Source organism: Kluyvera sp. NPDC087067 (assembly GCF_044745165.1).
Taxonomy (GTDB): Bacteria; Pseudomonadota; Gammaproteobacteria; order Enterobacterales; family Enterobacteriaceae; genus Kluyvera.
Genome location: NZ_JBIUZS010000012.1, coordinates 24499 through 37583, shown reverse-complemented (window position 1 = coordinate 37583; position 13085 = coordinate 24499). Strand labels below are relative to the sequence as shown.

General features: G+C 55.4%; 11 protein-coding genes and 5 tRNA genes. All 16 read right to left on the bottom strand.

All coding sequences use genetic code 11. From position 1 onward, the window contains the following. Nucleotides 1-27: 27 nt before the first annotated feature. Nucleotides 28-104 (bottom strand) — tRNA-Pro (locus tag ACIPDS_RS21030). 99 nt (nt 105-203) lie between these two features. Beyond that, nucleotides 204-280 (bottom strand) — tRNA-Pro (locus tag ACIPDS_RS21025). Nucleotides 281-329: 49 nt separating this feature from the next. Further along, nucleotides 330-416: transfer RNA gene (locus ACIPDS_RS21020), tRNA-Leu, on the bottom strand. Nucleotides 417-439: 23 nt separating this feature from the next. Beyond that, nucleotides 440-515: transfer RNA gene (locus tag ACIPDS_RS21015), tRNA-His, on the bottom strand. Nucleotides 516-573: 58 nt separating this feature from the next. After that, nucleotides 574-650 (bottom strand) — tRNA-Arg (locus ACIPDS_RS21010). 102 nt (nt 651-752) lie between these two features. Continuing rightward, nucleotides 753-2138 (bottom strand): amino acid permease, encoded by a 1386-nt coding sequence (locus ACIPDS_RS21005; RefSeq protein WP_166517193.1) that lies wholly within the window; start codon nt 2136-2138, stop codon nt 753-755. A 377-nt stretch (nt 2139-2515) separates the two neighbouring features. Beyond that, complete coding sequence (gene wecG / locus ACIPDS_RS21000) at nt 2516-3256, bottom strand: lipopolysaccharide N-acetylmannosaminouronosyltransferase (RefSeq protein ID WP_400740083.1); 741 nt, start codon at nt 3254-3256, stop codon at nt 2516-2518. Between the two features lies 1 nt (nt 3257). Beyond that, a complete protein-coding gene (gene wzyE, locus ACIPDS_RS20995) occupies nt 3258-4610 on the bottom strand; it encodes an ECA oligosaccharide polymerase (protein ID WP_400740080.1) in 1353 nt (450 codons plus the stop codon). After that, nucleotides 4607-5686 carry a TDP-N-acetylfucosamine:lipid II N-acetylfucosaminyltransferase gene (locus ACIPDS_RS20990; RefSeq protein ID WP_400740078.1) on the bottom strand — a complete coding sequence of 360 codons (1080 nt, stop codon included), beginning with the start codon at nt 5684-5686 and terminating at the stop codon, nt 4607-4609. The genes wzyE and ACIPDS_RS20990 overlap by 4 nt, the downstream gene beginning before the upstream one ends. Continuing rightward, a complete protein-coding gene (gene wzxE / locus ACIPDS_RS20985; RefSeq protein ID WP_400740076.1) occupies nt 5683-6933 on the bottom strand; it encodes a lipid III flippase WzxE in 1251 nt (416 codons plus the stop codon). The genes ACIPDS_RS20990 and wzxE overlap by 4 nt, the downstream gene beginning before the upstream one ends. A 1-nt stretch (nt 6934) precedes the next feature. Further along, nucleotides 6935-8065: a dTDP-4-amino-4,6-dideoxygalactose transaminase gene (rffA, locus tag ACIPDS_RS20980; RefSeq protein WP_400740073.1), complete on the bottom strand. Its 1131-nt coding sequence runs from the start codon at nt 8063-8065 to the stop codon at nt 6935-6937. 4 nt (nt 8066-8069) lie between these two features. Continuing rightward, nucleotides 8070-8744 (bottom strand): dTDP-4-amino-4,6-dideoxy-D-galactose acyltransferase, encoded by a 675-nt coding sequence (gene rffC / locus ACIPDS_RS20975; protein ID WP_400740070.1) that lies wholly within the window; start codon nt 8742-8744, stop codon nt 8070-8072. Further along, on the bottom strand, nt 8722-9603 hold the full coding sequence (rfbA, locus tag ACIPDS_RS20970) for a glucose-1-phosphate thymidylyltransferase RfbA (RefSeq protein WP_400740067.1): 882 nt from the start codon (nt 9601-9603) through the stop codon (nt 8722-8724). The genes rffC and rfbA overlap by 23 nt, the downstream gene beginning before the upstream one ends. Nucleotides 9604-9624: 21 nt before the next feature. After that, nucleotides 9625-10692: a dTDP-glucose 4,6-dehydratase gene (gene rffG / locus ACIPDS_RS20965; RefSeq protein WP_400740064.1), complete on the bottom strand. Its 1068-nt coding sequence runs from the start codon at nt 10690-10692 to the stop codon at nt 9625-9627. Continuing rightward, nucleotides 10689-11951: a UDP-N-acetyl-D-mannosamine dehydrogenase gene (wecC, locus tag ACIPDS_RS20960; protein ID WP_166517202.1), complete on the bottom strand. Its 1263-nt coding sequence runs from the start codon at nt 11949-11951 to the stop codon at nt 10689-10691. The genes rffG and wecC overlap by 4 nt, the downstream gene beginning before the upstream one ends. After that, nucleotides 11948-13078 (bottom strand): non-hydrolyzing UDP-N-acetylglucosamine 2-epimerase, encoded by a 1131-nt coding sequence (gene wecB / locus ACIPDS_RS20955; protein ID WP_400740061.1) that lies wholly within the window; start codon nt 13076-13078, stop codon nt 11948-11950. The genes wecC and wecB overlap by 4 nt, the downstream gene beginning before the upstream one ends. Nucleotides 13079-13085 lie beyond the last annotated feature (7 nt).

Sequence of the window (13085 nt, the reverse complement as noted above, 5' to 3'; positions counted from 1 at the left end):
AAACCCCGCCGAAGCGGGGTTCAAAATTGGTCGGCGAGAGAGGATTCGAACCTCCGACCCACTGGTCCCAAACCAGTTGCGCTACCAAGCTGCGCTACTCGCCGAAATACTGCGGTACTGCTTTTTGAATTTTGAGTTCAATTCGTTGTTTTGTTAACGGAAGATACGTAAACAAAAAACCCTGCCTGAGCAGGATTCAAAATTGGTCGGCGAGAGAGGATTCGAACCTCCGACCCACTGGTCCCAAACCAGTTGCGCTACCAAGCTGCGCTACTCGCCGAAATTTTGCTTACTGCTTTTTGAACGCTTCGTTCAATTCGTTAAAGTCGTGGTGCGAAGGGAGGGACTTGAACCCTCACGTCCGTAAGAACACTAACACCTGAAGCTAGCGCGTCTACCAATTCCGCCACCATCGCATGTTCACAACTTTATCAAATAATGGGGTGGCTAATGGGATTCGAACCCACGACAACTGGAATCACAATCCAGGGCTCTACCAACTGAGCTATAGCCACCACTACTTATTCTTTCTACGCGGTCATTAAAACCACCGCAGCTCCAGCACCGGGTAAATGGTGCGCCCGACAGGATTCGAACCTGAGACCTCTGCCTCCGGAGGGCAGCGCTCTATCCAGCTGAGCTACGGGCGCTTAGCGCCGTTGCGGGGTCGGATATTACGGACTTCCTACCCCGCTGTCTAGTGCCTTTTTAAAGAAAATTATCGTTTGCTCATGCTTTGCGCATTTTGTCGCTTATTTCTGCAAATTTTGCACTTTTGCGCCCTGGCTCATGCCAAATACCTTATAAACCAGCGTCACAATGGCTAAGAACAGTGCTCCGACAAACAACGACATACGGGTATCTTCATTCAATCCCATCCCGATAAGTACACAAACCAGGAAGGCCATCGTCACGTAGTTGGCCCAGGGGAACAAAATGGAGCGGAACGGATGGTTGGCAATCGCTTCTTTATGGGCACGGCGGAAGCGCAGCTGGCTAATCAGGATAACAAACCACGGCACCATGCCCGGTAACACGCTGGCGCTGTAGACATAAACAAACACGCGCTGCGGGTTAGGAATGATGTAGTTGAGGCATGAGCCAATCAGCAAGATCACAATCGACACGCTAACGCCTGCTGCCGGCACGCCGCTTTTGGTCACTTTCGCCATCGCCGCCGGGAGCTGGCGGTTTTTCGCCAGTGCGTAGAGCATGCGTCCACAGCTATACATACCGCTGTTACAGCCGGACAGCGCCGCCGTCAGTACCACAAAGTTGATAATCCCTGCCGCCGCGGTAATCCCGATTTTAGCAAAGGTGAGAACGAATGGGCTGCCGTTGGTGCCAATCTGGTTCCACGGGAAAATCGTGACGATGACAAAAATCGCGCCGACATAGAAAATCAGGATACGCCACAGCACTTTGCCTACCGCGCTGCGCAGCGTGGTCTGCGGGTTTTTCGCTTCACCGGCGGTCATACCGATAAGCTCTACGCCCTGATAAGAGGCGACCACAATACACAGCGCCGTCAGGAAGCCTTTCCAGCCGCCCGCAAAGAAGCCGCCGTGCTCGGTCAGATTACTAAAGCCAATCGACGTGCCGCCGTTACCAAAGCCAAAGAAAATCACGCCGAGACCAATCACGATCATCACGATAATGGTGGTGACCTTAATCATCGCAAACCAGAATTCGATTTCACCGTACAGGCGTACCGCCGCCAGGTTGGCAAGCGCCACAAGCCCGACGGCAATCAAGGCCGGGATCCACTGCGCCATTTCCGGGAACCAGAACTGGACGTAAACCCCTATCGCGGTTATCTCCGAGATGCCCACCGCCATCCACATAAACCAGTAAGACCAGGCGGTGAGATAGCCGAAAAAGGGGCTCATGTATTTATGCGCGTAGACCGCGAACGAACCGGTTACCGGCTCGATAAACAGCATTTCCCCCATCGAACGCATGATGAAGAAAACAAAAATTCCCGCAAGAATATAGGCAAGCAGTACCGACGGGCCAGCCCACTTCAGCGTGCTGGCGGAGCCCATAAACAGGCCGACACCAATGGTGCCCCCCAGGGCGATTAATTCAATATGACGGGCTTCCAGACCGCGCTGGAGCTCCGGTTTTTTCTCTGCCATAAGTCCTCTTGTGTTTGCATATGGCCGGTCGATGCCGGTTTTATTTTTATAAAAAATGAGATGTCTGTCGGATGCGGATGTCTGCGTAAAAATACGCAGATACCTTTAGGGCAGGCGAATGGTTTAACAATTTCGAATAAATGGCAAATATAAATGAGGAGGAAAGTATCGAAATTGTGAAAGTATCACGCAGGAAATGCGCGATACCTTCACCTTAGAGCCTATCCCAGTAGGCGTAATTGTTGAAGCCAGTTTGGTGCCGGACAGCGCGGAGAAACCGGAGCGTACACGTAGTACGTGAGGATTTCGAGCACTGCCCGGTGCCAAAATGGCGAATAAAATAGCCTAATGGGATAGGCTCTTAAAGCGCAGGATATTCAGAGATTATTACTGTAATGCCAGCGTAAATAACGCAGCAGGCGAAGCTGACGCTTGATGCGGCTAGGCTGGGAGAGCAAGCGATACAGCCATTCCAGACCCAGATTCTGCCACACTTTGGGGGCGCGCTTGACGTGGCCGGTAAAGACGTCGTAAGTGCCGCCAACGCCCATATACAGCGCATCGGGATAAACCTTGCGGCAATCGCGCATCAGGATCTCCTGCTTTGGCGATCCCATCGCGACGGTAACAATCTTTGCGCCGCTGTCACGAATGCGCTCAAACAGCGCCTGTCGCTCCTGCGCCGTGAAATAGCCGTCCTGCGTGCCCACCAGGTTGACGTTCCACTGCTTACGCAGCTTTTCCGTGGTTTCCGCCAGCACGTCAGGCTTACCGCCGATCAGAAAGACCGGCGTACCTTCTGCACCGGCACGCGCCATCAGCGCCTCCCACAGGTCGGCACCCGCCACCCGCGAGACATTAGCCTTAGGGTATTTTTTATTGATAGAACGCACCACGCTAATCCCATCGGCATATTTAAATTCTGCCGCGTTAATCAGCGTCTTTACCTCTGCGTCATCTTCTCGCGTCAGCATCTTCTCGGCGTTAATCGCCACCAGCGTACCCTGCTTCAGGTTGCCGCCCGCATAGAGGAAGTCCAGCGCATGCTGCATATTGCGCCAGCCAATCAGCTCCAGCCCCCGCAATGTGTAGGTTGGTGCGGTCAGTGAATCGTCCATTTTACCCTTCTCTAACGTGCAGGGGATGTTTTGACCGCTGATGAATTAGCCCGGCACTTTCAAACAACCAGTACAACAGTTTCGCCACCAGCAAGCAGACCCCAAAGATAACCATAAAAAAGACCACGCGAGAGCCGAAAGAGTCCAGCCCCTCGCGAGCCAGCACGATCATATTAAAGATCGCGCCAAAACAAAAACTGTGCAAAATGGCCGCTTTATAGCGGTTCGGTTCCTCATTGCCCAGCATGTACAGCCAGTCAAACCACTTAATAATCAACCCGACCGCCACTGCGCCAATCGGTACAAACCACACACCGCCCATCACCACCAGCGAGCCAATCAGCGTCGGCGAGATGGCGAGCCCGGAGTGGTTGTTAAGCACTTCCCAGGTAAAGTAGTTGGCGGTATTGAGTATCACGCCCGGCCGCGATGGCCACAGCCAGCTCGGAATAAAGACGTAGAAGTCGCGCGCAATCGGTGCCAGCCCCTGAAACTCTATCTTGTCGTAGTTTTGCAACAGTAGCGCCAGGTTCTCCCACGGAGAAAAGGTATCGCGCGTCAGGTAGAGGAAGGTATAAAACGCCTCATCACCGCTCACGTTCATGCCATAGCGCTTAAGCGCCAGCCAGAACATCCCCACAATGCCCATCACGCCTGCTGCCGCCAGCATCCACAACGAAATCCAGCCGCGAATAATACCGATAAACAGGAAGATGGCAAAAGCGATGATGATATTCGCTCGGGTGCCGCCCACAATCGCATAGGTCAGCAGCCCAAAAGCCACGGTGGCGAGCAGGAAACCTATCCAGGCTTTCCAGCCAGGCTTTAAGAAATAAATCACCAGCATCGCCGGAATAAAGAAGTAGAAGAAGCGTTTGAGCGCCACGCCGGAGACTTCACTGGAGAAAATCTGGCTATATGAGTGCAGCTTAAAGAGCAGAAAACCGTTATGCAGGAAGAAGGTGCCGACCGTGAGCAGCGCCAGCCCCATCAATAAAATCCAGGTGATATGCGTCTCTACCCGGTTCATGGTAAATAATGGTCGACGCGGCGCGCTGCCTACGGTGGCTCTGCGCAGCCGGGTTTTGTAGGTGACGTAGTACAACGCGTAAAAGCAGACCGAAACCAACAGCGTTTGCAGCAGCACCTCAGGCGGCGCGACGCTCACGTCGAAGCGAAACACCAGCGTGCAGGTGAGCGGGAAGCCGAAGAAGAAGGTCAGTAAAAACAGCAACGAGAAAAAAACGTTGAAGTTAAAGCGGACGCGGCGAAATTCAAACCATGTCAGGGTGCCGATAAACAGCGTCGATAACAGCCAGACGGCAAACAGCCCGGTAAACTGCATTTCGCTCATACCGCTTCCCCCGCCGCCAGCCGCAGCGCCCGATGCCAGGGCGCCAGATAATTAGGTTTGAAAAAGGCGATATCGTTTTTATCCACCAGCGCCAGTTGACGCTGAGCTTCACGTACCACCGGCACGGTTAACGTATCGTCGGTAAACAGCACCGGAATATGCTGCTCCACCATATCCTGCCAGAATGGATTCTGACGGTTCAGCACGCAGGGGATCCCCGCTTGCACCAGTAAGCACAGCGTGCCAATGCCCTGCTGGCGGGCAAAAATAAAGTAGCCGAGATCGCAACGGCGCAGCAAGGCCAGATACGCGTCAAATTCCAGTTTTTCACGCAGGATCTGCACATTTTCGCGACTGAAAAGCGCCTGCGCCGCGTGTTCTACCTCATCAATATAGGCGTTATTATTGGCCGGATATCCCATTGGCACCATCACATTGACCGTATCGCCAAACTGCTGATGAACCGCCTTAAGCGCAGCAACGTGTTCATTACTGCGATCGCCGGAGTTCCCGACCAGAATCGTCAGCTTACCGTCGCGCGGAGCACCGTCCGCCAACTCGTTCAGCGAGGGATCCATTCGCGTTGGGAAGTAGAGCAGCTCGCCGGACACCTGGGGGTGCCGCGCGCCAAAGTAGCTCAGGTCGCCACGGGTCGCGAAAACGTGCCCCACTCGCCCCTGTGCCATGCGGCGCAGTGGATAAAACAGGCGGAATTTGAGTCCGCGTGAGACTTCGTACAAATCGGCGCCCCAGATGTGCCAACTCACCTGCGATGGCTTCAAGCCGCCGCTGAGTAAGGCCAGCCAGATACCGGTATTAAATTGACCGTGGAAGAAGAAGCGCTGCTGGCGATTCGCTTTGGCCCTCGCCACCACCGCTTTCGCCAGCGTCGATTTATCCGTAAAGCGCTCAATCGTCAGCTCAGGAAACGCCGTAGCCAGAGCGTCATCATGGCTCACCACCATAAAATGCCGGGCATGCGCGTATTCTGTTGCCAGTTCGTCAGCAAAAAAACGTAGCACCGTCTGGTTATGGTGGGGAATATCCGATCCCAGGATATGTAAAAGTTGGGTCATTGCCGTTTACGCCAAATTAAAAATACGCCGCTGCACAGCGTGAAATAGACAATATAGGTCGCCATGTAAGCCTGAGTCGCCCCCAGCGCGCCGTGCGTGGGGATAAGCCAGTGGGAGAAACCGGTTAACAAGGCAAACTGACTTAGCTCGGCCAGAATATACAAACGCAGCGAGGCTTTGGCGATAACTAAATAACCAAAAACGTAAGCGCCTACTTTCAATACATCGCCGACCAGCTGCCACGCGAACAGGTCGCGCATGGCGACAAATTTCGCCGAGAACAGTAACCAGATCGCAAAATCACGCAGTAGCCAGACGGTGAGGCTTGCTGCCGCGACCGCGGGCAGAACAAACTTCAACGAGCGGCCAATTTCGCGGGAGATATCCTGCTTTAGCGTCAGCCGGGAGAGCGTGGGCAGCAGGTAGACGCTAAACGAAGCGGTGATAAATTGCAGATAGGCATCTGAAATACTGCTGACGCCCTGCCAGATACCGACTTCATCCCAGCTGTAATGCGCCGCCATCAGGTTTCGCATCATCACATAGGCCACCGGCATGGTGACCGAGGTCATCAGCGCCATCAGCGTGAACTTGCTAAGCTGGCCCGCCAGCGGGCGATCCCACTGCGGCTTCAGATAGCGCCACGGGATCGTGCCGCGCATGGAAAGCATCACCGCCGCCGGAATAACAATCAGCGCCGGAACCAGCGCCAAACCCAGCAATGCGCCTTCATATCCGTCGAAGCGGTAGCAGGCATAATAGGCAATGACGCCAATCACGCTACCGGCAATCAGCGACAGCGCGTTACCCGCCGCATCGCGAAAACCCTTCATCAGCGCCAGCAGCAGGTTCGCCCAGGCGATGCCCATTTGCACCAGCGCGACCAGGCGCACCAGCCCCTGATAATTCGTGTGACCAAACAGTCCCTGACTAATCGGGGCCGCCGCCAGCAGGAAAATCAGCGCCAGCAGCGTAGAAAACCCCAGCACCATCGCCGAGGAGGTTCCGACCACCTGACGCAGACGCGCCGGATCATCATGATGCTGGGCGACAAATTTCGTCACCCCGTTGAATATCCCCGCACCGGCCAGCACGCCAAGCACGGTCACCAGTTGGCGAAAATTTCCCGCCTGACCAACGCCTGAAGGGCCAAACGACACCGCCAGCAGTTTTACCACCAACAGCCCAACGCCAATTTTTACCAGCGTGGACGCGGCGGTCCACACCGAAGCTTTAGCCAATGACATATCAGGCGAAGTAGCTCAGCAGCGTATTGATCACGGTGCGCTGATCGACCGATGACAGGTTATAGAACAGCGGCAAGCGGAGTAACCGCTCACTTTCCGTTGTGGTATGACGATCTTCACCACGGAACTCGCCAAACTTCTCGCCCGCCGGGCAAGAGTGCAGCGGAATGTAATGGAACACGGCAAGGATTTCGGCTTCTTTCAGCCAGTCAATCAGCGCACTACGGTCTTCCATATCGCGCAGCTTGATGTAGAACATGTGCGCGTTATGTCCGCAATCGGGCGGGATCACCGGCAGCTCGATGCGCCCGGCGTTCGCCAGCGGCAGCAGCGCGTCGTAATAGTGTTGCCACAGCGAAAGGCGCTGTTTGTTGATGCGTTCGGCGGCCTCCAGCTGCGCCCACAGATAGGCGGCCTGAAGGTCGGACATGAGATAGCTGGAACCAATATCGCGCCAGGTATATTTATCCACCAGCCCGCGGAAAAACTGGCTGCGGTTGGTGCCTTTTTCACGAATGATTTCAGCGCGCTCAACCAGCGCACGGTCGTTAATCAGCGTTGCGCCGCCTTCACCGCCCGCGGTGTAGTTCTTGGTTTCATGGAAGCTAAAGCAACCAATGTGCCCGATAGAACCCAGCGCGCGGCCTTTGTAGGTTGACATCACGCCCTGCGCGGCATCTTCCACCACGAAAAGGTTATATTTCTTCGCCAGCGCCATGATGGTGTCCATCTCACAGGCGACACCCGCGTAATGCACCGGCACGATAGCGCGGGTTTTATCGGTGATCGCCGCTTCAATCTGCGTTTCATCGATATTCATCGTCTCTTTGTGAACGTCCACAAAGACGATCTTCGCCCCACGCAGCACAAATGCGTTGGCGGTAGAGACAAAGGTGTAGCTCGGCATGATCACTTCATCACCCGGCTGGATATCCAGCAAAATCGCCGCCATTTCCAGCGAGGCGGTACAGGATGGGGTCAGCAACACTTTGGCGCTGCCGAAGCGCTGTTCCATCCATTGCTGACAGCGACGGGTAAAACCACCGTCGCCGCACAGTTTGCCGCTGCCCATTGCAGACTGCATGTAATCGAGTTCTGTACCCACGACCGGTGGGGCGTTAAATGGGATCATGATGTCACCTGTATAGCCAGTACGCGGTGCTGACAACGTTGGCACCGCTGTGAATATAGCGTTGAAGTGCTGCGGTATTGCCGGCTTGCGTCGCCACCCGTAGCGTCGAATGGCCGCGAGTATGCGCCCAGCGCACCGCCGCCTGCATCAGTTCTGCTCCAGCACCACGACCGGCCAGCAGGCCAATACGGGCGTCAGAGGTATTTAATTCACGTAAGGAGACAAATCCACGGATTGCGCGGCGCTCATCACGCAAAATGAGGCATTGCGTGTCGAAGGTGCCTTTTACTGCGTTTTCAATCCATTGGGCGTAGAAACGTCCGCTGGCGTCGGCGGCGTACCACGGCGCACGGAAGCGGCTTAAGGCAAACGCCTGCGCCGCCTGCACCCGCAGGTCGGGGATATCGGCCTGCGTTGCCACTTCAATCTGCGAACCGGCGACGGCCGTCACCGGCAGCGCCAGATCGACTTCACCTTCCACAAGCTGGAAACCCAGCTGCTGGAGGGAATCAAGCGCTTCAACCTGGTGTGCGGCAATCTTTGCCTGCACCCGCGACCAGCCGACAAGCCTTTCGGCGGTGAGCGTCGGCGCATCGTCCGCAAAGCGGACAATGGCACTTGTCACGTCAAAGAACTGGTTTTCCCAGGTCAGAGGCTCAATATTGGCGCGGACGGGCACGGAGCAACTCCAGCAGGTATTGACCGTAACCGGTTTTAGACAGCCTCGCGGCAGCGCGTTTAACGCCCTCATCATCGAGCCAACCGTTACGCCAGGCAATTTCTTCCAGGCAGGCGATTTTAAAGCCCTGCCGTTTTTCAACCGTCTGCACAAACGTGCTGGCTTCAATCAGGCTGTCATGGGTGCCGGTATCGAGCCAGGCAAAACCGCGCCCCAACAGTTCCACGTTTAGCTTGTTATCGTCGAGGTACATCTGGTTAAGCGAGGTGATCTCCAGCTCGCCGCGTTCAGATGGCTTCACGCGCTTCGCGTATTCAACCACATCACCATCATAGAAATAGAGCCCAGTCACCGCCCAGTTGGATTTTGGCTGCTTTGGCTTCTCTTCCAGCGACAGCGCGTGGAAATTATCGTCAAACTCAACCACGCCAAAGCGCTCAGGATCCATCACCTGATAACCGAATACCGTCGCCCCCTGCGTGCGCGCCGCAACGTTGCGCAGTTTCGGGCTAAAGGCCTGACCGAAGAAGATATTGTCACCCAGCACCAGGCACGATGGTTCGCCGTTCAAGAACGTTTCGCCAATAATGAATGCCTGCGCCAGACCGTCCGGGCTCGGCTGCTCGGCATACTGCAAGGAGATACCGAACTCACTGCCGTCGCCCAGCAGACGCTGGAAGCTGCTTTTGTCTTCCGGGGTGGTGATGATCAGAATTTCGCGAATACCCGCCAGCATCAGCACTGACAGCGGGTAATAAATCATCGGTTTGTCGTAAATCGGTAAAAGCTGTTTTGATACGCCACGGGTGATCGGATGCAGACGCGAACCCGAACCACCAGCAAGAATAATGCCTTTCATTGCGTTCTCTCCTCCGCAGGATTAACCCTTCAGGCCCAGACGTTCGCCCTGATAGCTCCCGTCCTGTACCTGCTTCCACCAGCTTTCGTTGGCAAGGTACCACTGCACGGTTTTACGCATTCCGCTTTCAAAGGTCTCTTCCGGCATCCAGCCCAACTCTCGGGCAATTTTCGACGCATCAATGGCGTAGCGCAGGTCATGTCCGGGACGATCGGCGACAAAAGTGATCAGATCGCGATAGTGCGCAAGGCCCTGAGGCTTCTGCGGCACCAGCTCTTCCAGCAGCGCGCAAATGGTCTCGACCACATCGAGATTTTTACGCTCATTATGGCCACCAATATTGTAGGTTTCGCCGATGGCGCCTTCGGTGGCGACCCGGTAAAGCGCACGCGCGTGATCGTCAACGTACAGCCAATCGCGAATTTGCTGGCCGTTGCCATACACCGGCAGCGGTTTACCCGCCAGCGCGTTGAGAATGGTCAACGGGATCAGTTTTTCCGGGAAATGATACGGACCGTAGTTGTTCGAGCAGTTGGTAATCAGCGTCGGCAGGCCGTAGGTACGCAGCCACGCGCGCACCAGGTGATCGCTGCTGGCCTTAGAAGCGGAGTAAGGGCTGCTTGGCGCATACGGCGTCGTTTCGGTAAAGAAATCGTCCGCGGAATGCAGGTCACCGTACACTTCATCGGTAGAGATATGGTGGAAGCGGAACGCGGCTTTCAAAGCGTCATCAAGCGTCGCCCAGAAGCTGCGAGCGGCTTCCAGCAGCGTGTAGGTGCCGACAATATTGGTTTCGATAAACGCCGCAGGCCCGTCGATAGAGCGGTCAACGTGACTTTCCGCCGCCAGATGCATCACCACATCCGGCCGATAGTGCGCAAAGACGCGATCTAATTCGGCACGGTCGCAGATATCCACCTGCTCAAAAGCAAAGCGCGCATCGTGCGCCACCGGAGCCAGCGAGGCCAGGTTGCCCGCATAGGTGAGCTTGTCGACTACCACCACGCTGTCTGCCGTGTGGTTGATGATATGGCGAACGACCGCCGAGCCGATAAAGCCCGCGCCGCCGGTGACCAGGATCCGTTTCAACGCCAGACTCCTTTGGTATCGACCACATACTGCTGCGTAATCGCATCACCGCTAATGGCTTTAAACTGCGCGTGATCCACCAGCATCACAATAACATCGGCGCTAGCCAGCGCGGTTTCTACCGATACCAGTGAGCAAAGCCCATCGAGTTTTTTCGGCAACTGATGAATATTCGGTTCGACCACCAGCGTTTCGCCGCTGTGCCATTGGGCAATCAGCTCGGCAATTTCCATCGCCGGACTTTCACGCAGGTCATCAATGTTGGGCTTAAACGCCAGGCCAAAGCAGGCGATTTTCAGCTCGCTGGCACGTTTGTCGTTGGCAGCCAGGCAGTCGGCCACATTGGCCTTCACCTTATCAATAACCCACAGCGGCTTATGGTCGTTCACTTCACGCGCGGTGCGGATAAGACGCGCCTGTTCTGGGTTTTGCGCCACGATAAACCACGGGTCGACGGCGATACAGTGGCCACCAACGCCAGGGCCTGGCTGGAGAATATTGACGCGTGGATGGCGATTCGCCAGGCGAATCAGTTCCCAGACGTTAATCTCCTGATCGGCGCAGATAAGCGAAAGTTCGTTAGCAAAAGCGATATTGACATCGCGGAAGCTGTTTTCCGTCAGTTTGCACATTTCAGCCGTGCGGGCATTGGTCACCACGCATTCACCTTCAAGGAAGATGTTGTAAAGCTCGCTGGCGCGCGCCGAACATACCGGCGTCATACCGCCAATGACGCGGTCATTCTTGATAAGCTCAACCATCACCTGTCCTGGCAACACGCGCTCCGGGCAGTAGGCGATATTAATATCTGCCTGCTCGCCAGCCTGCTGCGGGAAACTCAGGTCAGGACGCATTTCAGCCAGCCAACCGGCCATCAGCTCGGTGGCGCCGACCGGAGAGGTTGACTCGAGGATCACCAGCGCGCCTTTTTTCAGTACCGGTGCAATAGAGCGTGCCGCCGCTTCCACGTACACCATATCCGGCTCGTGGTCGCCTTTGAACGGCGTCGGTACGGCAATCAGGTAAGCGTCCGCCGCGACCGGCGTAGTCGTTGCACGCAGGTAGCCATCCGCCACGGCGGTTTTGACCACCCGGTCGAGGTCAGGCTCAACAATATGAATTTCACCGCGATTGATGGTATCTACCGCGTGTTGATTGATATCGACACCCACAACCTGTTTTTGCCGTGAAGCAAATGCAGCCGCAGTAGGAAGGCCGATATAGCCCAGACCGATCACCGAGAGGGTTGAGAAACTCATAGCGTTACCTGATTATTTTTTAATGCTGATAAGATACGTTCGCATGCCTGGCCATCCCCGTAAGGGTTATGCGCCCGGCTCATTCTTTGATATTCGTTTTCATCACGCAGCAGACGCGTCACTTCGTCCACAATGCGTTGGCTATCCGTTCCGACCAGACGCACCGTACCGGCATCAATCGCTTCCGGGCGCTCGGTGGTTTCGCGCATGACCAGCACCGGTTTGCCCAGCGATGGCGCTTCTTCCTGAATGCCGCCGGAGTCGGTAAGAATCAACCACGCATGGTTCATCAACCAGACGAACGGCAGATAATCCTGCGGCTCGATAAGAATAACGTTATCGATATGGCCCAGAATACGATTAACCGGCTCAGAGACGTTCGGGTTCAGGTGCACGGGATAGACAATCTGCACGTCGGCGTTATTGGCGGCAATTTGCGCCAGCGCGTGGCAAATCTGTTCAAAGCCCTGACCAAAGCTTTCGCGGCGATGCCCCGTCACCAGGATCATCTTTTTACCGTTGCCGAGGAACGGGTAGCGAGCGAATAGCTCATCTCGGAGCTTGTCGTCGTTCATCACCCGATCGCGCACCCAGAACAGCGCGTCAATAACCGTATTACCGGTGACGTAAATATGCTTACCGGAGAGATTTTCCCGCAGCAAATTCTGCCGTGAGTTTTCCGTTGGCGCAAAGTGGTACGTTGCCAGATGCCCGGTCATCGTGCGGTTCGCCTCTTCCGGCCACGGCGAGTAGATATCGCCGGTGCGCAGGCCTGCTTCCACATGGCCGACGGGCACACGTTGATAAAACGCGGCAAGACTGGCAGCCGCCGTGGTGGTGGTATCGCCATGCACCAGCACGACGTCCGGCTTAAAGCTTTCCAGAACGGGCTTTAACCCCTGCAAAATACGGCAGGTTATTTCGGTTAGGCCCTGTCCTGGACTCATAATATTCAGATCATAGTCCGGGACGATGGAGAAGAGTTTGAGCACCTGATCAAGCATTTCCCTATGCTGCGCAGTCACGCAAACTTTTGCCTCAAAATGAGGATCCTTTGCTAGTGCATGAACCAGAGGCGCCATTTTTATCGCCTCTGGGCGAGTGCCAAATACAGTCAGTACTTTCACATCGATT